24 protein-coding genes and 1 pseudogene are annotated in these 23580 nt (G+C 71.7%); 13 read left to right on the forward strand and 12 right to left on the reverse strand.

Features of this window, described 5'->3' with window-relative positions; genetic code table 11:
• Positions 1 to 21 precede the first annotated feature (21 nt).
• On the reverse strand, positions 22 to 1035 hold the full coding sequence (locus FDM97_RS29205; protein ID WP_137993488.1) for an alpha/beta fold hydrolase: 1014 nt from the start codon (positions 1033 to 1035) through the stop codon (positions 22 to 24).
• Positions 1036 to 1169: 134 nt separating this feature from the next.
• Between FDM97_RS29205 and FDM97_RS29210 the strand changes: the two genes are divergently transcribed.
• The 4 genes from FDM97_RS29210 (at position 1170) to FDM97_RS29225 (ending at position 3024) form a co-directional block, all read left to right on the forward strand.
• Positions 1170 to 1385, forward strand: coding sequence for a hypothetical protein (locus tag FDM97_RS29210; RefSeq protein WP_137993489.1), 216 nt, complete (start codon positions 1170 to 1172; stop codon positions 1383 to 1385).
• Between the two features lie 147 nt (positions 1386 to 1532).
• A complete protein-coding gene (locus FDM97_RS29215) occupies positions 1533 to 2192 on the forward strand; it encodes a TetR/AcrR family transcriptional regulator (RefSeq protein ID WP_137993490.1) in 660 nt (219 codons plus the stop codon).
• A 139-nt stretch (positions 2193 to 2331) separates the two neighbouring features.
• Entirely contained in the window at positions 2332 to 2559 is a 228-nt protein-coding gene (locus FDM97_RS29220) for a DUF3107 domain-containing protein (protein WP_217510274.1), read from the forward strand.
• A 195-nt stretch (positions 2560 to 2754) separates the two neighbouring features.
• On the forward strand, positions 2755 to 3024 hold the full coding sequence (locus FDM97_RS29225) for a hypothetical protein (RefSeq protein ID WP_137993492.1): 270 nt from the start codon (positions 2755 to 2757) through the stop codon (positions 3022 to 3024).
• A 60-nt stretch (positions 3025 to 3084) separates the two neighbouring features.
• Here FDM97_RS29225 and FDM97_RS29230 read toward each other — a convergent pair whose 3' ends face one another.
• Positions 3085 to 3819 (reverse strand): ferritin-like fold-containing protein, encoded by a 735-nt coding sequence (locus FDM97_RS29230; protein WP_137993493.1) that lies wholly within the window; start codon positions 3817 to 3819, stop codon positions 3085 to 3087.
• 487 nt (positions 3820 to 4306) lie between these two features.
• On the opposite strand from FDM97_RS29230, the gene FDM97_RS29235 reads away from it, so the two are divergent.
• From FDM97_RS29235 to FDM97_RS29245, 3 genes are all read left to right on the forward strand, one after another.
• Positions 4307 to 6433, forward strand: coding sequence for a DEAD/DEAH box helicase (locus FDM97_RS29235; protein WP_137993494.1), 2127 nt, complete (start codon positions 4307 to 4309; stop codon positions 6431 to 6433).
• A 96-nt stretch (positions 6434 to 6529) separates the two neighbouring features.
• Positions 6530 to 7390 carry an alpha/beta fold hydrolase gene (locus FDM97_RS29240; RefSeq protein WP_137993495.1) on the forward strand — a complete coding sequence of 287 codons (861 nt, stop codon included), beginning with the start codon at positions 6530 to 6532 and terminating at the stop codon, positions 7388 to 7390.
• A 129-nt stretch (positions 7391 to 7519) separates the two neighbouring features.
• Complete coding sequence (locus tag FDM97_RS29245; RefSeq protein WP_137993496.1) at positions 7520 to 8389, forward strand: alpha/beta fold hydrolase; 870 nt, start codon at positions 7520 to 7522, stop codon at positions 8387 to 8389.
• Positions 8390 to 8511: 122 nt separating this feature from the next.
• Here the strand turns inward: FDM97_RS29245 and FDM97_RS29250 are convergent.
• Both FDM97_RS29250 and FDM97_RS29255 read right to left on the reverse strand, forming a co-directional pair.
• Positions 8512 to 8915 (reverse strand): annotated as a pseudogene (locus FDM97_RS29250) (helix-turn-helix domain-containing protein); the annotation flags it as partial.
• A gap of 91 nt (positions 8916 to 9006) precedes the next feature.
• Positions 9007 to 9945 (reverse strand): NYN domain-containing protein, encoded by a 939-nt coding sequence (locus FDM97_RS29255; RefSeq protein WP_175439272.1) that lies wholly within the window; start codon positions 9943 to 9945, stop codon positions 9007 to 9009.
• A gap of 182 nt (positions 9946 to 10127) precedes the next feature.
• Between FDM97_RS29255 and FDM97_RS29260 the strand changes: the two genes are divergently transcribed.
• The gene (locus FDM97_RS29260; protein WP_086024648.1) at positions 10128 to 10280 is read left to right on the forward strand and encodes a hypothetical protein; all 153 of its coding nucleotides are present in this window, start codon (positions 10128 to 10130) and stop codon (positions 10278 to 10280) included.
• A 100-nt stretch (positions 10281 to 10380) separates the two neighbouring features.
• On the opposite strand, the gene FDM97_RS29265 is transcribed toward FDM97_RS29260, so the two are convergent.
• The 4 genes from FDM97_RS29265 to FDM97_RS29280 form a co-directional block, all read right to left on the reverse strand.
• Positions 10381 to 10986: a MarC family protein gene (locus FDM97_RS29265; RefSeq protein ID WP_137993497.1), complete on the reverse strand. Its 606-nt coding sequence runs from the start codon at positions 10984 to 10986 to the stop codon at positions 10381 to 10383.
• A 1061-nt stretch (positions 10987 to 12047) separates the two neighbouring features.
• Positions 12048 to 12908 (reverse strand): PHP domain-containing protein, encoded by an 861-nt coding sequence (locus FDM97_RS29270; RefSeq protein ID WP_137993498.1) that lies wholly within the window; start codon positions 12906 to 12908, stop codon positions 12048 to 12050.
• A gap of 117 nt (positions 12909 to 13025) precedes the next feature.
• Positions 13026 to 13664, reverse strand: coding sequence for a DUF6758 family protein (locus FDM97_RS29275; RefSeq protein ID WP_137993499.1), 639 nt, complete (start codon positions 13662 to 13664; stop codon positions 13026 to 13028).
• A gap of 150 nt (positions 13665 to 13814) precedes the next feature.
• On the reverse strand, positions 13815 to 14399 hold the full coding sequence (locus tag FDM97_RS29280) for a suppressor of fused domain protein (RefSeq protein WP_137993500.1): 585 nt from the start codon (positions 14397 to 14399) through the stop codon (positions 13815 to 13817).
• A 399-nt stretch (positions 14400 to 14798) separates the two neighbouring features.
• Here FDM97_RS29280 and FDM97_RS29290 point away from each other — a divergent pair, with 399 nt between their 5' ends.
• Positions 14799 to 15926 (forward strand): magnesium and cobalt transport protein CorA, encoded by a 1128-nt coding sequence (locus tag FDM97_RS29290; RefSeq protein ID WP_137993501.1) that lies wholly within the window; start codon positions 14799 to 14801, stop codon positions 15924 to 15926.
• Positions 15927 to 15951: 25 nt separating this feature from the next.
• Positions 15952 to 16461, forward strand: a complete 510-nt coding sequence (locus tag FDM97_RS29295) for a hypothetical protein (RefSeq protein ID WP_137993502.1) — start codon at positions 15952 to 15954, stop codon at positions 16459 to 16461.
• 107 nt (positions 16462 to 16568) lie between these two features.
• Here FDM97_RS29295 and FDM97_RS29300 read toward each other — a convergent pair whose 3' ends face one another.
• A complete protein-coding gene (locus FDM97_RS29300) occupies positions 16569 to 17330 on the reverse strand; it encodes a hypothetical protein (protein WP_137993503.1) in 762 nt (253 codons plus the stop codon).
• A 185-nt stretch (positions 17331 to 17515) separates the two neighbouring features.
• Here FDM97_RS29300 and FDM97_RS29305 point away from each other — a divergent pair, with 185 nt between their 5' ends.
• From FDM97_RS29305 to FDM97_RS29315, 3 genes are read left to right on the forward strand one after another with little or no spacing between them, the layout of a single operon-like run.
• Positions 17516 to 18787 (forward strand): magnesium transporter MgtE N-terminal domain-containing protein, encoded by a 1272-nt coding sequence (locus tag FDM97_RS29305; RefSeq protein WP_137993504.1) that lies wholly within the window; start codon positions 17516 to 17518, stop codon positions 18785 to 18787.
• Positions 18777 to 19352 carry a DUF1003 domain-containing protein gene (locus tag FDM97_RS29310; RefSeq protein WP_137993505.1) on the forward strand — a complete coding sequence of 192 codons (576 nt, stop codon included), beginning with the start codon at positions 18777 to 18779 and terminating at the stop codon, positions 19350 to 19352. The genes FDM97_RS29305 and FDM97_RS29310 overlap by 11 nt, the downstream gene beginning before the upstream one ends.
• A gap of 42 nt (positions 19353 to 19394) precedes the next feature.
• Complete coding sequence (locus FDM97_RS29315) at positions 19395 to 20528, forward strand: Mrp/NBP35 family ATP-binding protein (protein WP_137993506.1); 1134 nt, start codon at positions 19395 to 19397, stop codon at positions 20526 to 20528.
• Between the two features lie 154 nt (positions 20529 to 20682).
• On the opposite strand, the gene FDM97_RS29320 is transcribed toward FDM97_RS29315, so the two are convergent.
• The 3 genes from FDM97_RS29320 to FDM97_RS29330 form a co-directional block, all read right to left on the reverse strand.
• On the reverse strand, positions 20683 to 21309 hold the full coding sequence (locus FDM97_RS29320) for a hypothetical protein (protein ID WP_137993507.1): 627 nt from the start codon (positions 21307 to 21309) through the stop codon (positions 20683 to 20685).
• Positions 21310 to 21385: 76 nt separating this feature from the next.
• Entirely contained in the window at positions 21386 to 21826 is a 441-nt protein-coding gene (locus FDM97_RS29325; RefSeq protein WP_137993508.1) for a sec-independent translocase, read from the reverse strand.
• Between the two features lie 91 nt (positions 21827 to 21917).
• Complete coding sequence (locus FDM97_RS29330) at positions 21918 to 23564, reverse strand: S1C family serine protease (RefSeq protein ID WP_137993509.1); 1647 nt, start codon at positions 23562 to 23564, stop codon at positions 21918 to 21920.
• Between the last annotated feature and the right edge of the window lie 16 nt (positions 23565 to 23580).

Raw genomic sequence — 23580 nt, forward strand, 5'->3', positions numbered from 1 at the left:
TATGTCGTCCCACGCCCCGGATCAGCTCCCGCCGCTGTCGTCTGTGCCGTGTTTACCGTCTGTGCCGTCTTTGCCGACCGTGTCGGCCTCGATCAGTTCCCGGACGGCCTGGGCGACCGTCTCGGGGTACTCCATCATGGCCACGTGCCCGGCGTCCGGGAGCGTCAGGAGCCGCGAGCCGCGGAACGCGGCGGCCGCCTTGCGCGCCATTCTGTAGGAGACGAGCTGGTCACGGCCGCCGTAGACGAGCAGGGTCGGCGCGAGCACCCGCTCCGCCTGCCGCCACAGACCGTGCTGACCGCCGAGCGTGTACGCGTCTACGATCCCGCGCGAGGAACGGGCCATGGCGTCCCAGAAGTACGGAAGCTCCAGGCGCCGTTCCATCTCCTCCACGGCGTGCCGGAAGCCCTCGTCGGAGACCCGGCCGGGGTCTCCGTAACAGAGGGCGAGGACCCCGCGGACCCTCTGCTCCGGCGTCCAGTCCCTGGTCATCTTGGAGAAGAGAGGTGCCACGCCCGGCAGGGCGAGCAGCGCGGTCGGCCAGGCGCTGCGCTGGGCGCGCAGCTCGGGCAGGGCCGGAGAGACCAGGGTGAGAGTGCGGACCAGGTCGGGACGGACGGCGGCGACGCGGGTGGAGACGGCGCCGCCGAGCGAGTTGCCGATCAGGTGGACCGGTCCGCGGCCGGCGGCGTCGAGCAGCCGGATGACCGCCCGGGCGTGTCCGGTGACCGAGTAGTTGCCGTCGTCGGGCGGCGGCGAGTCGCCGAAGCCGGGCAGGTCGACCGCCTCGCCGTCGAGATGGTCCGCGAGCAGCGGCATCAGCGCCGACCAGTTCAGCGAGGAGCCGCCGAGGCCGTGGACGTAGAGCGCGGGCGCGAGCCCCGGCCGGTTGCCGGGCCGGGCGCGCACGGTGAGCGTGAGCCCGGGCAGCGCGACGGAGCGCAGCTCCTCGCCGTCGGCGACCCGCACGGCGCGGGTCCGCGACGAGGGCGGGGCGGCGGCGGTCCGGGTTTCCGGCAGCTCGGTCGACGACATGGCCGCAATATTACGAGACGATCACGCGGCGGCGCGTGTGTGTGGCGTCACAGGTACGGGTGCGCCGCGCGGAGTGTGCTCCTACGCTCGTAGAGAGGGCCTTCGGAGAGGACCCGCATGCCGGAAGGAACCGCATGACTGTCGATCCGAACGAGCCGGACACATTCGCCGAGGAAGAGGAAGCCGTGCTCGACGAGGAAATTCCTGAGGCCGACGCCGCCGAGCAGCACACGGACCTCCAGCAGGAGGAGGACGAGCAGCCCACGCATGTCGAGCAGGACAGCGCGAACCCGGCGGACGCCGCCGAACAGACGCGGGTGGTCGTCCAGAACGAAGACGACTACCGCTGATTTGTTCGGTTTAATGTTGAATCTCCTATCGCCCTGGGCGTCCGGTCCGTGAAATTCTGCGTCCGCACCGCGCACAGCCGGGTTACCCAAAAGTACGATGGCGGGCGCGGCGCCACAGCGCGCATGGATCGATTTTTGGGAGGCGGCGTGACAGCCATCGAGCAGACAGAGGCAGCACGCCCTCGGGGCACGCGCCTGCCGCGCCGAGCCCGACGGAACCAGCTCCTGGGGGCGGCCCAGGAGGTGTTCGTCGCACAGGGCTACCACTCCGCCGCGATGGACGACATCGCCGAACGGGCGGGCGTCAGCAAGCCCGTGCTCTACCAGCACTTCCCGGGCAAGCTGGAGCTCTACCTGGCTCTGCTCGACCAGCACTGCGAGTCGCTGCTCCAGGCTGTACGCACAGCCCTGGCGTCCACGACGGACAACAAGCTCCGGGTCGCCGCCACGATGGACGCGTACTTCGCGTACGTGGAGGACGAGGGCGGCGCGTTCCGGCTGGTCTTCGAGTCCGACCTGACCAACGAGCCGGCCGTGCGCGAGCGCGTGGACCGGGTCAGCCTGCAGTGCGCCGAGGCGATCTCGGACGTGATCGCGGAGGACACCGGCCTGTCCAAGGACGAGTCGATGCTGCTCGCCGTGGGCCTCGGCGGCGTCTCCCAGGTCGTGGCGCGCTACTGGCTCTCCAGCGAGTCCGCCATCCCCCGCGACAAGGCGGTCGCGCTGCTGACCTCGCTGGCCTGGCGGGGTATCGCGGGCTTCCCCCTGCACCCGACGGAGGGTCAGCTGAGCGCCGAGGGCCACTGACCCCTCGTACCGGCGTGCTCGCCCGCTGTTCGCTCCTGGCGTTCCGCCGCTGCGCCGTGCTTGTCCCCTCTCCGGGCTAATGTGTGCAGCGTACGGCGCGGGGAAACGCGCAACGCTGACCGTTCGGAGGGACATAGCCGTGGAGGTCAAGATCGGCGTGCAGCACGCACCCCGGGAGATCGTTCTGGAGAGCGGGCAGTCCGCCGAGGAGGTCGAGCGCGCCGTGGCCGACGCGCTGGCCGGCAAGGCGCAGCTGCTCAGCCTCACGGACGAGAAGGGCCGTAAGGTCCTGGTCCCGGCCGAGAAGATCGCGTACGTGGAGATCGGCGAGCCGGCGGTCCGCCGGGTGGGCTTCGGCGCTCTCTGAGACGTACGTCAGGACAAGGCGAAGGGCCCGGCGGATTCGATCCGCCGGGCCCTTCGTCCGTCCGGGTGGGACGTGGTTCCTGTGCTTCGGGCGAATGTCCTGGTGAGGGGGGCGGAAGAGGATTGCGTTCGAGTCGGCCCGGGTAGTACGGCCTACGACCGAATTGCCCGCCCCGCACCGCACGCGAGGTGACCCGTGTTCCTGGAAGCCCTCGGCTCCGCCCTGCTCGGACTCGCCCTGGCCTGGGCCGCCGTGCACCGGCTGCCCGACCGCCTCCCCGCACGGGGGGTCGTCCTCACGACGGGCTCGCTGGGCGCCGTCTTCGGCGCCCTGGTGACCCATGGAGCCCTGGGCCCGGGTCACGCCCTGGCCACGCTCATCGGCGCGATCGCGATCGCGGCGGTCCTGCTCTCGCTGCTGATCCGTCCCGCCGCTCGCCGCCTGCGCCGATCAGCGGCGGCGTGAACCGCGCCGCCGCTGACTGCGCCTGCGACTGCGACTGCGACTGCGACTGCGACGAAACGGCTAGGCCGCCAGGCCGAGCGCCGCCATGCGCTTGGTGTGGGCCTCGGTGATCCGGGAGAACATCCGGCCGACCTCCGCGAGGTCGAAGCCGTCCGCCACACCACCGACGAGCATCGTGGAGAGCGCGTCGCGCTCGGCGACCACGCGCTGGGCCTGGGAGAGCGCCTCGCCCATCAGCCGGCGCGCCCACAGCGCGAGCCGCCCGCCGACCCGCGGGTCGGCCTCGATCGCGGCGCGGACCTTCTCCACGGCGAAGTTGCCGTGGCCCGTGTCGTCGAGCACCGACAGCACGAGCCGGCGCGTGTCGGAGTCCAGGCGGGCCGCGACCTCCCGGTAGAAGTCACTGGCGATCGAGTCGCCGACATAGGCCTTGACCAGGCCCTCCAGCCAGTCGGACGGAGCGGTCTGGCGGTGGAAGTCGTCCAGCGCCTTGGCGAAGGGCTCCATCGCGGCGGTCGGCTCGGCGTCCACGGCGGCCAGCCGGTCGCGGAGCTGCTCGAAGTGGTGGAACTCGGCGGAGGCCATCTTCGCCAGCTCCGCCTTGTCCGCGAGGGTCGGCGCGAGCTTGGCGTCCTCGGCGAGCCGCTCGAAGGCCGCCAGCTCGCCGTAGGCCAGCGCGCCGAGCAGGTCGACGACCGCGGCGCGGTACTGCGGCTCGGCGGATGCCGTGGCCCAGTCCTGGGCGGCGATCCCGGTGGGCTCTTCGGCTGGTGTGGCGTTGTCAGACGTCTCCATGAAGCGCACAATAGCCCGCTCTCCGGCCCGGGGAAGGCCCTGGTCAGTCACTGTGACCGCGCCCTCATCACGAATTCTCCCAACACACATGCGCGAATCCGGGGTACAGTGGTAAAGCGCCTGCTGAGTATGCGGACATGCTTTCGCACGTTCGGACGTATTCGGTGGGCCGACTCATGAATGAGGATGCCCGGTCGGTGGCCCGACTGGCTCCGACCCGACAACCCTCCCCGCGCACCCGCAGGAGGGACCCTCAGCGGCACGACGCTCGAGCGACGGCAGTGGTCCCGCGCCACCCGGCTGTGATCCATTCGTCGATCCGGCCGGAAGTGACTCGGCACGGTACGACCCCCAGCGTTCGCCTCGCGCCGCGTCTCACAGAAGAGGCAGCACCCTGACTACGACTTTCCGAGACCTCGGAATCCTTCCCGAGACGGCCGAGGCGCTTGAAGCCGTCGGCATCGTCTCCCCCTTTCCCATCCAGGAGATGACCCTCCCGGTCGCGCTCTCCGGCTCCGACGTCATCGGCCAAGCCAAGACCGGCACCGGCAAGACGCTCGGCTTCGGTCTGCCGCTCCTGGAGCGCGTCACCGTCCCCGCGGACGTCGAGGCCGGCCGGGCCAAGCCCGAGCAGCTGACCGACGCCCCGCAGGCGCTGGTCGTCGTTCCGACCCGTGAGCTGTGCACCCAGGTCACCAACGACCTGCTGACCGCCGGCAAGGTCCGTAACGTCCGCGTGCTCGCCATCTACGGCGGCCGGGCGTACGAGCCCCAGGTCGAGGCGCTCAAGAAGGGCGTCGACGTGATCGTCGGCACCCCGGGCCGCCTGCTCGACCTGGCCGGCCAGCGCAAGCTCGACCTGTCGCACGTCAAGGCCCTCGTCCTGGACGAGGCCGACGAGATGCTCGACCTGGGCTTCCTGCCCGACGTCGAGAAGATCATCAACATGCTTCCGGCGAAGCGTCAGACCATGCTGTTCTCGGCGACCATGCCGGGCGCCGTCATCGGTCTGGCCCGTCGCTACATGTCGCAGCCCACGCACATCCGCGCCACCGCGCCGGACGACGAGGGCGTGACCGTCGCCAACATCACGCAGCGCGTCTACCGCGCGCACTCCATGGACAAGCCGGAGCTGATCTCCCGTGTCCTGCAGGCCAACGGCCGCGGGCTCGCGATGATCTTCTGCCGTACGAAGCGCACGGCGGCCGACATCGCCGAGCAGCTGGAGCGGCGCGGCTTCGCGTCCGGCGCGGTCCACGGCGACCTCGGTCAGGGCGCCCGCGAGCAGGCCCTGCGCGCGTTCCGCAACGGCAAGGTCGACGTGCTCGTCTGCACCGACGTCGCCGCGCGCGGCATCGACGTCGAGGGCGTCACGCACGTCATCAACTACCAGTCGCCGGAGGACGAGAAGACGTTCCTCCACCGCGTGGGCCGCACCGGCCGCGCGGGCGCGAAGGGTACGGCGGTGACGCTGGTCGACTGGGACGACATCCCGCGCTGGCAGCTGATCAACAAGGCGCTGGGTCTGGACTTCCACGACCCGGTCGAGACCTACTCCAGCTCCCCGCACCTCTACGAGGAGCTGGACATCCCCGCGGGCACCAAGGGCGTCCTGCCCCGCACCGAGCGGACCCGTGCGGGTCTGGGCGCGGAGGAGCTGGAGGACCTGGGCGAGCCCGGTGGCCGTGGTGGCCGTGGCCGCAAGCAGGCCGCCGCCCCGGTGGCCGAGGAGCGCCCGGCCCGTACGCGCGCCCCGCGTCAGCGCCGCCGTACGCGTGGAGGCACCGCGCTGGAGGAGTCGGCGGCTGCCGTCACCACCACCACCGCCGCCCCGGTCGCGGAGGACGCCCCCGCGGAGCCGCGCACCCCGCGCCGCCGTCGCCGTACCCGTACGGGCGCCGCGTCGAGCGCGCCGGTCGTCGAGGCCCCGAAGGCCTCCGCCGCTCCGGTGACTCGCGTGGCTCAGGTGGCTCAGGTGGCCTCCGTGGTCGCGCAGGCCACGCCGGTGGACGAGGCCCCCAAGGCCCCGCGCCGTCGCCGTGCGCGTGTCGTGAAGCCCGAGGAGAGCGTGTCCTTCCAGACCGTGGAGACGGCCGCCGCCGCCCTCGCGGTGGCCGAGCCGGTCGTCGAGCCGGTCGTCGCACCGGTGGCCGAGACGGTCGCCGAGGAGCCCAAGAAGGCCCCGCGCCGCCGTACCGCCAAGAAGGCCGTCGCCGCCGAGGCCCCGGCCGTCGAGGCTGCCGAGGCCGTCGCGGTCGTCGAGGAGCCCAAGAAGGCTCCCCGCCGCCGTACCGCCAAGAAGGCCGTCGCCGCCGAGGCCCCTGCGGTCGAGGCCCCTGCGGTCGAGGCTGCCGAGGCCGTCGCGGTCGTCGAGGCTGTCGAGGAGGCCCCCAAGGCCCCCCGTCGCCGTACGACCAAGAAGGCCGTCGCCGCCGAGGCCCCCGACGCCTCGGAGCCGAAGGCGGCCCCGCGCCGCCGTACGGTGAAGAAGGCGACCGCCGCTCCGGCGGAGGCCACCGAGACCGCCGAGACCACCGGGACCGCCGCCGAGGCTCCCAAGTCCCCGCGCCGTCGCACGACCAAGAAGGCCGCGGCCGCCAAGACCGAGAGCTGACGCGTCGTCGCACCGCCCTTCAGCGGCCCGGCCCCTCCCCGGGGGCCGGGCCGCCGTGCTGTCCGGGCCCTTCTGAACAGCGGTTAAAGTCCCTCTATGAGCAAGCCCCGGTCCCTGGCACTGCCACCGCGCACCCGTGCCTACCGGCTCGTGACCGCGCGCGGCGACTTCGCCGTCCTGGACACCGCGCCCCAGGGCGAGCCCCGTGGCACGGTGCTGCTGCTGCCCGGCTACACCGGCAGCAAGGAGGACTTCCTCGCGCTGCTCGGCCCGCTGAGCGACGCCGGGTACCGGGCGGTCGCGGTCGACGGCCGGGGACAGCACGAGAGCCCGGGGCCGCGGCACCGGTCCGCGTACACCCGGCGCGCGCTGGCGCTCGACGCCATCTCCCAGGCGGCCGCGCTCGGGGACGGTTCCGTGCATCTGCTGGGGCACTCGTTCGGCGGGGTGGTGGCGCGGGGGGCGGCGCTGCTTGCGCCGGAGTCGTTCCGCTCGCTGACCCTGCTCTCCTCAGGCCCCGGCCCGGTCGCCCGCCCGCAGCGCATCCGGGTCCGGGTGCTGCGCGGCGCGCTCGCGGTGCTGCCCAAGGAGCGGGTGTGGCGGGCGACGCGGTGGCTGGACAGCCGCGGCGAGGAGCCCGGGGTGACGGACCCGCCGGAGATCGTGATGTTCCTGCGGCGCCGCTGGATGCGTACCCGGGTCGTCCAACTCGCGGTGGCGGGGCGGCTGTTGAGGCGCGACCGGGACGGGCACGCCCAGCTGGCCCAGCTCACCGTGCCGCTGCACATCGCGTACGGGGACGAGGAGATGGTCTGGCCCGTGGTCGGCCTCGCGGAGGTGGCGCTGCGGACGGGGGCCCATCACACGGTGGTCGTGGGCGCGGGCCACTCCCCCAACGTGTCCCATCCCCAGGAACTGGCGGACCGGCTCGTCGCGTTCTGGGAGCGGTGCCCGTAGCCCGCCGCTAGTGCTGCGACCGGAAACGATCACCGGGTTGGGGCTGATGCTCCTCATGGCCCTCTTGCGGGTGGTCGGACGGTAGATTCGCTCTGCGGCCCGAGGCTCCGAGTCCAGGTGTGAGGGATCATGAATCGCGACAGGACCGCCTACGTCACTGGTTCGGTGGTCTCGAAGGATGGCACGGTCCTCGGCTACCGGCGGCTGGGTGATGGTCCGCCGGTCGTGCTTGTGCACGGATCGATGATGTCCTCGTACAACTTCATGAAGTTGGGTACGGCCCTTGCTCGGGACTTCACCGTCTACCTTCCCGACCGCAGAGGCCGGGGCCTGAGCGGGCCCTACGGACCGGCCTTCACACTGCAGCGGGCCGCCGAGGACGTGCAGGCCCTCATGGACGCCGCCCACGCCCGCCGCGTCTTCGCCCTCAGTGCCGGCGCCAACGCTGTCCTGCAGTGGGCACTCACCGCACCGGAGGAGTGCAAGATCGCCCTCTACGAGCCGCCCTTGCCCGTGGGCGGCTCACGGCTCGCCGCCTGGCTGCCCCGCTACGACAGCGAGATGCACCACAATCGCCCGGGTGCCGCCATGGTTACCGTCGCCAAGGGCACCAAAGACTCGCGCCTCCTGCAGGTCCTGCCCAGGCCTGTGGCCGTGCCCCTGATGGACTTCGCGATGCGCGCCCAGGCCAGGCAGGCCCACACCGACGAGGTACCGCTCATCGACCTCATCGCGACCATGCACCACGACGCCCAGCTCGTCCTCGGCGCGGAAGGGCTCATCGCGGCGTCCACGGCCGTGCGCGCCGACGTGCTCCTGCTCGGCGGCGGCCGCAGCCCCCGCTACCTCAAGGACGCCCTCGACGCACTGCACGCCGCCATCCCCCGCAGCCGCACAACCCGGCTGCGCGGCGTCGGCCACCTCGCCGCCGACAACGGCGGACAGCCCGGCCGCGTCGCCCGCGCCCTGCGTGGCTACTTCTCCGACCCACCCCCGTGAGGGAAAGGCCAGGCCGACCGTCAGGCCGAGGCGACCAGTGGCCGTCCGTCCGGGCGGGCCACGCGGATCGACCTGAGCGCGGCCCAGGTGGGTTACGTCACTCCGTGGGTGCGGTGAAGGTCGCCGATCCGTATCGGACGGGCCCGATTGCGCCGCAGGTGAGCGGCAGGCTTGCGGACCGATCAACACGTGAAGGGCTTGCCCAGCTTGGTCGGCCGGGTGGTGGCCGTCTGGAAGACGAACTCCTCATCGCCGGAGTCAGCAGGCGGCGACGGACTGCCGCCCACCGAGGGTCCAGGCAGGCCAGGCCGATCTCGTTGAAGCGATGGATCACGTCGCGGACCGTGTCCTCGTTCGCCTGCGCGAGCCTCGCGATCACCCGGGACGCTGTTCCCGCCCGCCGAGGCCAGCTGCATCATCGCCCGGCGGAACCGCACCGTACTGGTACCGCCCGCCGCACGATCCGCTGCAGCTTCTGCCCCTCCTGCTCCGTCAGCCCGCGGCGCGCCCTGACCGGCCCTGCCATTCCGCCTCCCCACACCGATCGGACGTGTCGTCATATCCAACCGTCGCAAGGTCAGTCAGCAGCAACCCGGTGATCGCTTCCGGTCACAGCACTAGAACTGTGCCTGAACGTGCTGCCAGAAGCCGTCCCGCAGCGCCCGGCGCAGCGCCGCGTGCCCGCGCAGGGAGCGGCTGAGGAGCTTCTCCGCCTCGATGAGCAGGTCCTGGTCGACCGGCCCCGGCAGATACGGATGTCCGGGCAGCAGCTCCGCCAGCGCGTCGCGGCCGCGCTCGGCGAGCCAGGTCGCCGCGATCTGGGCGCCGATGAAGCGGACCTCGTCGCGCGAGGGCGGCGGCTCGCCCTCGTTCTCGTACGTGGTGACGGGCCGTCGGGTGACGTACGGGCGGCAGAAGTCGAGGTCGAAGGTGCGCTGGCTGTCGACCTCCCAGAGCAGCGGCTCCGCCTGGTTGCGCCCCTCGGCGGCCTCGATGCCCCAGAGGTGGACGCGCGCCCCGTACCCCTGGGCCGCCTCGACGGCCGAGACGAGGTCCTCGTCGCCGCCGACGAGGGCGGCGTCGCTGATGGCGCGGTGGCGGGCGAGGGACTCCAGATCCGTGCGGATGAGGGAGTCGACGCCCTTCTGCTGGTTGTTGGCGTTGAGGTTGCCGAGCCGGACCTTGACGTCGGGGAGCTCGGCGATCGACTGCTGCTCGGGGGTGTGGATGCGGCGGCGGGCGCCGTCGTACCAGTAGACGCGCAGCAGCCGGCTGTCCGCGAAGATCGTGCGGGCCTTGTCGATGAAGGCCTCGATCATCCCCTCGGCGTCGAGGTCGAAGGAGCGCCGGTCCTCGGTGCCCGCGACCAGCAACCCGGCCGCAGCATAGACATAACCTGCGTCGACGAAGATGGCATGAGTCGAAGGGGTTTTGGCTACTTCGGCCAGCATCCGCTGGAGGAGCTCATTGGTGCGCTCCAGGCGGGCGCCGAGGTCACGGACCTGGCCGCGGAGCGGGTCGCCGGGCGTCGTCTGAGGTGTCTCTGCGTCGTTCATACCGGCCTCATTCTCCGCCGGTCCCGGCCCTGCGGCCAACCCTCGTACCCGTTAGTAGTTAGTCATCCGAAAAATTTCCTTAGCGTAGGGAATGTTTGCAGGATGCATCTCGTTGGACCTGTACGTATCACGCACCGCAGTTCTCCAACAGGAGGATCAACTCCAGACGAAGGGAGAAGCCCATGCGCTTCGAAATCCTGCGACTCGACGACATCGACGGCACGCCTGTCGATCGGACCGTCGTGGACGCCGCCTCCGTCAATCGGATCGTGCAGCAGGCCGCTTCGATCGGCCAGCGCATCTGGATCCGCCCGGCCGAGACCTCGGCCTCATAACAGGCAGCCGCTTGAGCGCACCGCGCCCCCGCATGGACTCCGTGAACCGGAATCCGTACGGGGGCGCAGTGGTGTGTGGAGCCTGGAGCCTGGACCCTGGCTAGGCCCCCTGGATCACCTGGGTGACGCCGTTGATGATCTGCTGCACGGCGATGGCCGAGAGCATCATGCCGGCGAGCCGGGTCACGAGCACGACACCGCCGTCCTTGATGACACGGATGATCAGCAGCGAGTACCGCATGGTCAGCCAGAGGACGACGTGCATGGCGACGATCGCGGCCCAGACCGAGACCTGCGCGCCGACCCCGTCGGCGTGCTGCACGGCGAGAATCACCGACACGATGGCGCCCGGCCCGGCGAGCAGCGGCATGCCGAGGGGGACGAGGGCGACGTTGACGTCCTTGGTCTGCTTGGGCTCGTCGGTCTTGCCGGTGAGCAGGTCGAGCGCGATGAGCAGCAGGAGGAGACCGCCGGCGATCATCAGCGCGGGGACGGACACGTGGAGGTAGGCGAGGATCTGCTGCCCGAGGATCCCGAAGACGGTGATGACACCGAAGGCCACGGCGACGGCCTGCCAGGCCATCCGCCGCTGGACCTTGGCGGGGCGGCCGGAGGTGAGGGCGAGGAAGATCGGGGTGATCCCGGGGGGATCCATGATCACAAAAAGGGTCAGAAAGAGCGAGCCGAAGACGGCGACGTCGAACACGGTGAGCCTTGCGATGTGGGGTGTACGAGGGGATAGGGGGTTGGGGTGTGGATGCCCTCACGGGACGGCGCCCCGGGCGACCACGGCCGGGCCTCCAGGGGCCTGTCGGGGCTCCGGGACGCCCCGCCAGGACCGGCCCCGGAGGTTCCCCGCCGGGGGATCCGACCGGAGCCGCCGGAGTCTGCCTTCCGGTGCGTGCCGACCGGACTGCCGCCCGGGGCCTGACCGGGGTCCCACGGAGGGCTCCCGCCGACGAACCCGACCGGAGGCGCCGGAGGCTGGCCTCCGAGGCCTTCCCGCTGGGAACCCGACCGGACTGGTGCCCGAGGCTCCCAGCCGGGGAACCGGCCGGACTCGCGCCCGGGCTCCACGCCGAGAGCCTGACCGGAGCCCCACGGAGGACTCCCGCCGACAGCCCCGACCGGAGCGCCGGAGGCTGGCCTCCGAGGCTTCCCGCCGAGCTTCGCCGGGGGCTGACCGAAGTGGCACCGGAGGCTTCCCGCCGGGGGACCGGCCGGACTGCCGCCCGGGGCCCCACGCCGAGAGCCTGACAGGAGCCCCACGAAGGGCTCCCGCCGGCAGACGACCGGAGTCGCACCGGAGGCTGCCCTCCGAGGCCTTCCCACCGGGGAACCGACCGGGCTGCCCTCCGAGGCTCCCAGCCGGGAACCCGACCGGACTGCCGCCCAGGGCCTCACGCCGAGAGCCTGACCGGGGTCCCACGGAGGGCTCCCGCCGACGGACCCGACCGGAGGCGCCGGAGGCTGGCCTCCGAGGCCTTCCCGCCGGGAACCCGGCCGGACTAGCGCCCGAGGCTTCCCGCCGGCGAACCGGCCGGAGGCGCCTGAGGCTGCCCTCCGAGGCCTTCCCGCCGGGGAACCGACCGGGCTGCCGCCCGAGGCCTTCCCGCCGAGGACCCGACCGGGCTGCCGCCCGAGGCTTCCCGTCGGGGGCTGACCGGAGTCGCGCCGGAGGTTTCCCGCCGGGGTCGGCCGGGCTGGTGCCCGAGGGGCCGAGCTGGCATCGGTCGAGTTGGAGTGACCGGGGCCAGTCCGTGAGGGCTAGGCGCGTCCTCCCGCGCCGGGGACCGGGAAGGCCCCTGCGGCGCGGCGGGTGATCTCGCCGTAGATCTCGGGGTCGGTGGTGTACTCGCCGAGGCGGCAGGTCTTGCGGCTGCCGTGGTAGTCGCTGGAGCCCGTGGCCAGCAGCCCGAGCTCCTTCGCCAGCCCGCGCAGCCTCGCCCGCGTCGCGTCGTCGTGGTCCATGTGGTCGACCTCGATGCCGTCGAGGCCGGCCTCCGCGAGCCGCGCGATCGCGGACTCCGGTACGACCTCGCCGCGCTTGACGGCCAGCGGGTGCGCGAAGACCGTGACGCCGCCGGCCGCCTTGACGAGCCGGATCGCGTCGAAGGGGTCGAGCTCGTGCTTCCGCACGTACGCCCGTCCGCCGTCCGCCAGCCACTGCGGCGTGAACGCCCCGGACACGTCCGGTACGACGCCGAGTTCGACCAGCGCCTCCGCGACGTGCGGGCGGCCCACCGAGCCGTCCCCGGCGATCCGGGCGACCTGGTCCCAGGTGACCGGGACGCCCAGGTCCTGGAGCTTGGTGACCATCGCCTGGGCGCGCGGCACCCGGTCGTCCCGGACCAGCTCGCGCTCGGCGGCCAGTTCGGGCTCCTCGGGGTCGAAGAGGTACGCGAGCATGTGCAGGCCGACCCCGTCGAGCCGGCAGGACAGCTCGGCTCCGGTGACGAGGGTCAGCCCCTCGGGGAGCGCCGCGATCGCCTCGGCGTGTCCGCGGGTCGTGTCATGGTCGGTGAGGGCGACGACGTCCAGCCCGGCGGCGGCGGCGTTGCGCACCAGCTCGGCCGGGGTGTCCGTACCGTCCGACGCCGTGGAGTGGGTGTGCAGATCGATGCGCACGACGCGTTGCTCCAAGGCTCGGGGCGGACGAAGGGGACGCTCCAGCATAACGGGCGAATCGAACACACCCGCCCCCGGGCCGGGCCCCTCGCCCAGCCCTACCGCCCCGGCACGCCTCTACGTCAGCAGACGTGGCGTCAGCGCCCCGCACGGCAGCAGTTCCACCTCCGCGCCCGCGTCCCGCAGGTCCGTCAGCACCAGCTCGTCGTACATCAGCAGCCCGGACTGCTCGGGCCACACGATCGCCCACAGCCACAGCCCGCGGGCCTCTCCCGCGAAGACCGCGCGGTCCTGCGGGGTGCCGTTCACGTGCCACAGCGGTGTCGGCCGTCCGGCGGCGAGCACCTTCGTCTGGGCCGGCTTCTCTATGGACATGCCGGCACCGGGGTCGGGCCCGTCGATCCCGGCGTAGCGCGCGCCGAGTCCGACGCCGAGCTCCTCCGCGATGAGCAGCAGCTCGCCGATCCCGCCGAGCGGCCCGGGGCCGGAGCAGGCGACGGCCGTCGCGCGTCCGCCGCTCCGGTCGTCACCGGCGTACGCGACCCCGGTGAAGAGCCATCCGACGGGCAGGGGCCACGGCATCCACACCGGCACCTGGGCCCGGTGCACGACGACACCGAGGGCCTCGACGCTGGGCGGGATCACGGGTTGCAGCGGGTGCACCGAGCCGTGCACGTCGCACTGCCAGGAGTCGGCAAAGAGACCGGGCGCCCTGACCCGGCCACCGCACTTCGGGCAACTGGGTTCGCCCCTCATAGAGCCCAACGGTCCTACCCCTCCGCGCCCGCGTCAAGGACGATCACCCGTCCGGCCCGACCAGTTCACCCCGAGTGATAGATGCGGCCTGCATTTCGTGTACGCGGCAACCACCGTCGAGGGGCCTCGGTCCGGACGTCGGTCCGGACGTCAGTCCAGCGTCACGGACCTGCGCAGCGGATCGCGCACATCCGTGCCGTTCGCCAGCCAGCGCTCCTCCAGGGCCTGCGCCCCGTGGACCCGCTTCCACGCGGCCTCGTTCGACGTCATCGGCAGCAGCGGCAGGAAGCGGACGGGATCCATGGGCTCGTCGAGTTCCAGGTCCTCCACCAGGCCGCCCGACTCCGCGACGAGCACCGAGCTGAACGGGGCCCCGGGCCACAGGGGTTCACCCACGTCCAGCGAGGCGCCGGGCGCCACCACCACGCCCTCGACCTGCGGGGTCGAGGCGAGGACGGCGAGCGGGCGCAGCACCTTGTCGGTGTCGGCGACCCCGGCCCGTACCGAGAGCACCAGTTCGGCGCGCGGACCCTTCACGGGGTCGGCGAGCGCGGACGTCGGGTCGGTCATCGGGTGCGCGGACATGCCGAGCGTGGCGTACCGCACGACGTCGCCGTCGATGAAGCGGAGCACCTCGATCCGGTCCGTGCCGAGGAACGTCACCGCGGCCCGCGCGTCCGGTTCGCCGAGCGCCGAACGCAGACGGGCTTCGACCAGAGCAAGAACTTCTCCCATGCAGCGAGCATAAAGCGCGTATGGAAGGGGCAAAGGAAGGGATTGACCCTCTGTCGGCTGATAGTCTTGGCCGCTGGTCGGGACTCCCGACTACTCGTCATCCCCCACGGGGGACCGGCCGGAGGAGGTGGGGCTGCGTGGATCGAAGTCGATCGGGCAGTACCAACCGCTCTTCCGCCCCGCACCCGAGCCCGGTGCGTTCCTCCCGGTGATCTGAGGCCTTCCCCGGTCACCCGGCATCTCGCACGACGGAAGAGCACTTCGCCTTTGCCTGTCTGTAGCGAACGCCGTCACCGCGATCCCGCGGTGCCGCCCGCTTTGTGGACGACGTAGCTCCACGTCCTCATTCCGGGCTGTGCCACGCCTCGCCGGCGGCTTCTCCGTGAAGGAGCATGCCAAATGTCGATGATCCGTGACCTGCGCGCCGCGGTCCGCCCCTCCCTGCGCCCCTCTCTGCGCAAGCCCAGCGCCCCCTACGCCGCGTACGACTTCACGCGCGACCCTTCCGCCTCCAGCGCCGTCGTCGACTGCGCCGTCTACCGCGACGGCCGCCGCGTGGACGACCGCGCCTGCCTCACCCCGCGGGGCGCGATGCGCCAGGTGCGGGAGAGCGGCGGCTTCGCCTGGATCGGCCTGCACGAGCCGACCGAGGCCGAATTCGCCGGTATCGCCGCCGAGTTCGGGCTGCACCCGCTCGCCGTGGAGGACGCCGTCCACGCCCACCAGCGGCCCAAGCTGGAGCGGTACGACGACACCCTCTTCACCGTCTTCAAGACGATCCACTACGTCGAGCACGCCGAACTCACCGCCACCAGCGAGGTCGTCGAGACCGGCGAGGTGATGTGCTTCACCGGCCCCGACTTCGTCATCACGGTCCGGCACGGCGGGCAGGGCTCGCTGCGCAACCTCCGCCACCGCCTCCAGGGCGAGCCCGAGCTGCTCGCCAAGGGCCCCTCGGCCGTCCTGCACGCCATCGCCGACCATGTCGTCGACGGCTACATCGCGGTCGCCGACGCGGTCGAGCTCGACATCGACCAGATCGAGATCGACGTCTTCTCCCCGCCGGCCAAGGGCTCCACGCGCGGCACCGACACCGGGCGGATCTACCAGCTCAAGCGTGAGGTACTGGAGTTCAAGCGGGCCGTCACCCCGCTGCTGCGCCCGATGCAGCTGCTGAGCGAGCGCCCGATGCGGCTGGTGGACCCGGACATCCAGAAGTACTTCCGCGATGTCGCCGACCACCTCGCGCGCGTGCAGGAGCAGGTCGTCGGCTTCGACGAGCTCCTCAACTCGATCCTCCAGGCCAACCTGGCGCAGGCGACCGTCACGCAGAACGAGGACATGCGCAAGATCACCTCCTGGGCGGCGATCATCGCCGTCCCGACGGCGGTCTGCGGCGTGTACGGCATGAACTTCGAGCACATGCCCGAGTTGGAGTGGAAGTACGGCTACCCGATGGTGCTCGTCGGCATCACCGTGATCTGTTTCGCCATCCACCGCACCCTCAAGCGCAACGGCTGGCTGTAGCCGGGCTGGCGCTAGGCTGCGGGACATGACAGACACGCTGCTCGGCCCCGCCCTCGTCGAGGAGGCCACGAAGAAGTCCGGTCTCATCTGGGTCCGGGGCGACGCCCCCACGGCCCGGGCGCTGTGGCACGTCTGGCACGAGGGCGCGGCCCACGTCGTGGGCGACGGCCCGGGCGAGCAGCCGCTGCCGGGTCTCGTCGCGGGCTCCACGGCCGAGGTGACGGTCCGCAGCAAGGACAAGGGCGGCCGGATCGTCGCCTGGACGGCTGCGGTGAGCGAGCTGGCCCCGGGTACGGAGGCGTGGGACGCGGCGGTCGCCGAGCTGAAGGGCAAGCGGCTGAACGCGACGGACGGCGAGGCGATGCCGGAGCGCTGGGCGCGGGAGTGCCGGGTGCTGCGGCTGGAGCCGCTGGACTCCACGACGGACCTCCCGGACGGGTCCCTCGCGGCGGTCCCGCAGCGGTCGGACGCGGTCACGAGGCGTCCCGCACCGGCAGGGCTTCCACGCCTGCTGTTCAAGCGGCGCAAGCGCTGAAGCAGCCCTGAACCAGCCCTGAAGAAGCCCTGAACCAGCCCTGAGCAGGCGCCGCCCTCTGCCCTGAGCAGGCGCCGCCCTCTGCCCTGAGCAGGCGCCGCCCTCGGCTAGGTACGCGGCAGCTGCTTGCCGTAGTCCAGGGTCTGGCCCGGCGCCGGGGCCTCCAGCGGGAAGTCCTTGTCCCACTCGGACAGCACCACCACGCCCGCTCCGCCGCCGCGCGCGAACTGGAGCGGGAACGGCAGGCCCTCCAGCGCGACGTCCAGCGTGCCGCCCTCGCCGTCCTGGCCGCCCTTGACCTTGACCGTACGGATGCCGCCGATCTTGTCGCGGTCACCCTTGACGATGTCCCCGTGCAGACCGATGAGCCCGTTGAGAAGCATGTCCATGTCGGTGAAGCCGCGCAGCTGCTTGTACGAGGGGTCGTCCTGCGGCACCTTCACGTACTTGTCGTCCAGCTTGTCGGCGGCCTCACTGTCCGCTTCCGAGGGGGTCGCGGTCGCTTTGTCGGCGCCATGCGCCCAGAAGCCGGCGTCGGCCTTCAGATAGAGCGCGTCACCGATCCGCAGCAGCTCGAAGGTGCTGTTCTTCGTCGTCACGGAGCCGCTCGCGCCGTCCTGCTTGAGCCGCATGTTCAGCTTGTACGTGCCGCCCTTGCTGACCAGGGTCCCGGCCAGTCGCACCGCCTTCGCCGCGTCGGCCGCGGACTGCGCCTTCTGCTCGATGGCGGTCGCGTCGAGCTTCCCGACCCCGTTCGTCCCCTCGTCCGGATCCGACGCGCAGGCGGTGAGCCCGGCCGCGAGACCGGCGCAGAGTGCCACGGGCAGGACGGCCCGGCGGATGCGCGATGCAGTGGGAAGTGCGGTCACCTGCGCTGCCTCTCGAACGTCGTCGGTGGGGGGACGGCAGACCGCAGCGTACCCGGGCCGGGAGCCAACGCCGCAGGCAGCCGTACGGGCGCTCTGCCGGGGCGCCACGGAAGGCCACGGGCTAGCCTGAATCCGGCATACCTCAGCAATGACCCGAATCGTGCGACACCGAGGAGGCGCGTGGCATGGCGGCAGGCGCCCCCCGGATCTTCGTCTCGCATCTCGCCGGTGTCCCGGTCTTCGACCCCAACGGAGACCAGGTCGGCCGGGTCAGCGACCTCGTCGCCATGCTCCGGGTGGGCCGCCGCCCGCCCCGGCTGCTCGGCATGGTGGTGGAGGTGCTCAGCCGCCGCCGGGTCTTCGTCCCCATGACCCGGATCACCGGCGTCGAGTCCGGGCAGGTCATCACCACGGGCGTGGTGAACATGCGCCGCTTCGAGCAGCGCCCCACCGAGCGGCTCGTCCTCGGCGAGCTGCTCGACCGCCGGGTACGGCTTGTCGAGTCGGACGAGGAGGTCACCGTCCTCGACGTGGCCATCCAGCAGCTGCCGGCCCGCCGCGACTGGGAGATCGACAAGGTCTTCGTGCGGCGCGGCAAGGGCGGGGCGCTGCGCCGCAAGGGCGAGACGCTGACGGTGGAGTGGTCGGCCGTCACCGGCTTCTCGCTGGAGGAGGAGGGCCAGGGCGCCGAGAACCTGGTCGCCACCTTCGAGCGGCTGCGCCCCGCCGACCTCGCCAACGTGCTGCACCACCTCTCCCCCAAGCGGCGGGCCGAGGTCGCCGCCGCCCTCGACGACGACCGGCTCGCCGACGTCCTGGAGGAGCTGCCGGAGGACGACCAGATCGAGATCCTCGGGAAGCTGAAGGAGGAGCGCGCCGCGGACGTCCTGGAGGCGATGGACCCGGACGACGCGGCCGACCTGCTCTCGGAGCTGCCGGAGGAGGACAAGGAACGGCTCCTGACCCTCATGCGGCCCGACGACGCCGCCGACGTGCGCCGGCTCCTGGCGTACGAGGAGCGGACCGCGGGCGGTCTGATGACCACGGAGCCGATCGTGCTGCGGCCCGACGCCACGGTCGCGGACGCGCTGGCCCGCGTACGGCAGCAGGATCTGTCCCCCGCGCTGGCGGCGCAGGTGTACGTGTGCCGGCCGCCGGACGAGACGCCGACGGGCAAGTACCTGGGCATGGTGCACTTCCAGCGGCTGCTGCGGGATCCGCCGTTCACGCTGGTCAGCTCGCTGGTCGACAGCGACCTGCCGCCGCTCGCCCCGGACACCCCGCTGCCGGCCGTGACCAGCTACCTCGCCGCGTACAACATGGTCGCGGCGCCGGTCGTGGACGAGAGCGGGTCATTGCTCGGTGCGGTCACCGTGGACGACGTACTCGACCATCTGCTGCCGGAGGACTGGCGGGACACGGAGTTCCACGAGGGGAGGCCCGTGCATGGCAGCTGAGCGCACTCAGGAGAGGGAGCGAGAACGAGAGCGGGCCATGCCCCGGATCCGGCTCGACCTGCCGCGGGAGCGACGGCTCAGGCTGCTGCCGGAGTACGACCCCGAGGCCTTCGGCCGGGTCTCGGAACGGATCGCGCGCTTCCTGGGGACGGGGCGGTTCATCGTCTGGATGACGGTGACGATCATCGTCTGGGTGCTGTGGAACATCTTCGCCCCGGCCTCGCTGAAGTTCGACGAGTACCCGTTCATCTTCCTGACGCTCGCGCTGTCGCTCCAGGCCTCGTACGCGGCCCCGCTGATCCTCCTCGCCCAGAACCGGCAGGACGACCGCGACCGGGTCAACCTCGAACAGGACAGGAAGCAGAACGAGCGGTCGATCGCGGACACCGAGTACCTGACCCGGGAGCTCGCGGCGCTGCGGATGGGGCTGGGAGAGGTGGCGACCCGTGACTGGATCCGCTCGGAGCTGCAGGACCTGATCAAGGACATGGAGGAGCTCCAGAACGGGCACCGGGATCTATTCCCCCCGGGTGAGGGTCACAGAAGTGACGTACCCGACCGCTGACGGGCTTTCCGGCGCCGGTGGTCGGCGCCGTACCATCTCCGTATGGCTACGGAAGACGCGGTGCTTGAAGCACTGGCGACGGTGAACGACCCCGAGATCAACAAGCCGATCACTGAGCTCGGCATGGTCAAGTCGGTGGAGATCGGAGCAGACGGCGTGGTCGCCGTCACGGTCTATCTCACCGTCTCCGGCTGCCCGATGCGCGACACGATCACCCAGCGCGTCACCGACGCGGTCTCCCGCGTGGAGGGCGTGACCGGTGTCGACGTGTCGCTGGACGTGATGAGCGACGAGCAGCGCAAGGAGCTGGCCGCGGCCCTGCGGGGCACGACGGCCGAGCGCGAGGTGCCGTTCGCCAAGCCCGGATCGCTGACCCGGGTGTACGCGGTCGCCTCCGGCAAGGGCGGCGTCGGCAAGTCCTCCGTGACCGTGAACCTGGCCGCGGCGATGGCCGCCGACGGGCTGAAGGTCGGTGTCGTCGACGCCGACATCTACGGGCACTCGGTGCCCCGCATGCTGGGCGCGGACGGCCGTCCGACCCAGGTCGAGAACATGATCATGCCACCGTCCGCGAACGGCGTGAAGGTCATCTCCATCGGCATGTTCACCCCGGGCAACGCCCCGGTGGTGTGGCGCGGCCCGATGCTCCACCGCGCACTCCAGCAGTTCCTCGCGGACGTGTACTGGGGCGACCTGGACGTCCTGCTGCTCGACCTGCCCCCGGGCACGGGCGACATCGCGATCTCGGTGGCCCAGCTGGTCCCGAACGCGGAGATCCTCGTCGTCACGACCCCGCAGCAGGCGGCGGCCGAGGTCGCCGAGCGGGCCGGCTCGATCGCCGTGCAGACCCACCAGAAGATCGTCGGTGTCGTCGAGAACATGTCGGGCCTGCCGTGCCCGCACTGCGACGAGATGGTCGACGTCTTCGGTACGGGCGGTGGCCAGAGGGTCGCGGACGGCCTGACGAGGACCACGGGCGCGACGGTCCCGGTCCTCGGCTCGATCCCGATCGACGTCCGCCTGCGCGAAGGCGGCGACGAGGGCAAGCCGGTCGTCCTGACGGACCCGGACTCCCCGGCGGGCTCGGCCCTGCGCGCCATCGCGGGCAAGCTCGGCGGCCGCCAGCGCGGCCTCTCGGGCATGAGCCTGGGCATCACCCCCCGGAACAAGTTCTAGACCCCAGGACCGCCTCCGGCGGGTTGTGGGCAATCGTTCCGCATGGGGGTCCCCCCAGGACGGAGTCCTAGGGGGACACAACGCCGACCACCGGCCGGCAGCGACCGCGCAGCGTAAAGGGGCACCCCGTCCGGGGTGCCCCTTCGTCGTGCCGTCAGGCGTACAGCCCGAGGTCCTCCACCGCGGAGAACCCCAAGCCGTACGCGCTCATCCCCCGACCGAACGCCCCGATGTGCACCTCACCCGCGGAGCCGGCCAGTACCCACCCGAACTCCGACTCCCGGTAGTGGAACGGCACCGGGACGCCGTCCACCGGCAGCGACAGCGTCGACCACGCGGGGCCTTCGAGGTCGTCCGCGAGCTCGAACGCCGTCTCCGTCTGCTGGTCCAGCCAGTCGTCCCGCAGCGTGTGGTCCAGCTGCGCGGGCCACGTGTACGCGAGGAGCCCCGAGCCGGCCAGCCAGGCGGCGGAGGCGACCGTGGTGGCGTCCAGGACGCCCGTACCGTCACCCGTGCGCCGTACGGGGCTCGCCGCGACCGTCACGACGACGGCGAAGCGCTCCTTCTCGGCACCGCTCGCGTCGGACTTTATGGACGGCTCGTCACCGTGGCCCATCGACCCGTGCTGGACGGTCCCGTCCGCCGCCGTGCCGACCTGCATCAGCCAGCGCGGTCCGGTGAACGCCTCGTCAAGCCCGTACCAGGCGAAGGGTGCGCGCAGGTAGCCTTCGGCCGTACGCCGGGCTGTGGGCACTCCCTCCACCCGACTCGTCGTCTCCATCTCGGCCGCCTCCTCGATTCATGCCCGCGTCGGCGGACAACAGACGAGGATAGCCACCGGGTTGCGCCAGGTTGTGTCAGGTCGCGTCGGAGTCGTACGGCGGACGCTCATCGGCGGCCGGCTTGCCGGGCTTCTTCAGCAGGTCGGGCGAGCCGTTGACGGCCGCCGGCACCGACGGAGCCTCCGGCTCACGACCGTGCACCGCGTCGGCGACCTCGTTCATCTCCTTCTTGAGGTCGAAGCTGCTGCGCAGCTCCTTCAACTCCTTGAAGTCCTCGTTCCCGTCCAGCTGCTTGCGGAGGAAGGTCTTCGGGTTGAGGTCCTCGAACTCGAAGTCCTTGAACTCCGGTCCCAGCTCGGTCCGGATGTCCTGCTTCGCGCTCTCGGAGAAGTCGCGCACCTTGCGGATGAACCGCGACACGTCCTGGATGACCTTCGGCAGCTTGTCCGGGCCGAAAACGAGCACGGCGAGGACCACGAGCGTCACGAGCTCGAGTATGCCTAGGTCGTTGAACACCTTGCTGCTCCTTACGCGGGGTCCGGGGCCCGCTCCACGGTACCCGCCGAAACTGTCGGGCGGGTACCTCGCGGTGTCCCTCACATGGCGCTCAGTCGCCCTGCGAGGAACCGAGGGTCAGCGTCTTGGTCTGCTCTTTGCCGCCGCGCAGCAGCGTCAGCTCCAGCTGGTCGCCCGGGCGGTGGGCGCGGATCTTCACGATCAGTTCCTCGCCGCTGTGGACCCGCTGGCCGTCGACCTTGGTGATGACGTCGCCGGCCTGGACGCCCGCCTTGGCCGCCGGGCCGCCCGGGGTGACCGAGGCGCTGCCGTCCTTGCCCTTCTCCCCGACGCGCGCGCCGTCGCCGTTGAACTGCATGTCGAGGCTGACACCGATGACGGGGTGGGTGGCCTTGCCGGTGTTGATGAGCTCCTCGGCGACGCGCTTGCCCTGGTTGATCGGGATGGCGAAACCGAGGCCGATGGAGCCGGACTGGGCGCCGCTCTCGCCGCCCGAACCGTTGCCCGCCGCGCGGATGGCGCTGTTGATGCCGATGACCCGGGCCTTGGAGTCGACCAACGGACCGCCCGAATTGCCCGGGTTTATCGGGGCGTCGGTCTGCAGGGCGTCGACATAGCTGATGTCACTGCCGTCGCCCTTCTCGCCGCCGGCGGTGATGGGCCGCTCCTTGGCGCTGATGATGCCGGAGGTGACGGTGTTCTGGAGGTCGAAGGGGGCGCCGATGGCCACGACCGGGTCGCCGACGCGGACGTTGTCGGAGTTGCCGAGCGGCAGGGGCTTGAGGCCCGAGACGCCGGTGACCCGGACGACGGCGAGGTCGTAGCCGCTGTCCTTGCCGACCAGCTTGGCGCTCGCGGTCTCACCGCTGCTGAAGGTCACCGTGATGCCGCCGGAGGTGCCCGCCCCGTCGACCACGTGGTTGTTGGTCAGGATGTGGCCCTGGGTGTCCAGGACGAAGCCCGTGCCGGTGCCCGAGGAACCGCCGCCGCTGACGTGGAGGGTGACCACGCTGGGCAGGGCGCTGGCCGCGATCCCCGCGACGCTGTCGGGGGCCCGGCCGGAGTCCTCGGGGCCGGCCTGGGGCAGCTCGATGGTGCTGATGCCGCCGTTGCGCTCGACGAACGCGCCGACCACGCCGCCGAGGACGCCGGTGGTCAGGGCGAGGACCAGGGCGCCCGCGAGCGCGAGCCCGCGCCGCGCCCGGCGCGGCTTGGCGGGCGGCTCGGCGCCGATGGTCAGCGGGGCGCCGGGAGCACCGGGAGCACCCCAGGGGTCGTACTGCACCCACTGCGCGGGCTGCGGCGCCGGATGCGGGGCGGCCGGCTGCGGCGCCGGATGGGCGGCGGCCGGCTGCGGAACCGGCTGCGGCGGTACGGGGACTCCGTGGGCCGGAGTCGTCACCGGCCGCTGCACGGGCGGCGCGGGCGCCCAGGGACCGGGCTCGCCGTACGGCGGGGTCCGGTACTCGTCGGGCTCGTGCAGCGGCTGCGCCTGCGTCTGCTGCTGCGGTACGGGTGGGGCGGCCGGGGTCTCGGGGACCTCGGGGGTCTCGGGGGCCTCCGGGGCCTCCGGGGCCTCCGGGGCCGCGGGTGCGGCCAGGGTGAAGTCCCCCTCGTCCGCGACCGGCGGCTCCGGTATCTCCCCCAGACTTCGTCCGGAAGGACCCCCAGCCGGCGGCGTACTCGTAGGCCGGCTCCACCACTTCGGCTTCTGGCCGGTGGGCTTCCCGTCGTTCATGCTCTCCCCGCAACAG

It is taken from the genome of Streptomyces vilmorinianum (genome assembly GCF_005517195.1).
Lineage (GTDB): Bacteria > Actinomycetota > Actinomycetes > Streptomycetales > Streptomycetaceae > Streptomyces > Streptomyces vilmorinianum.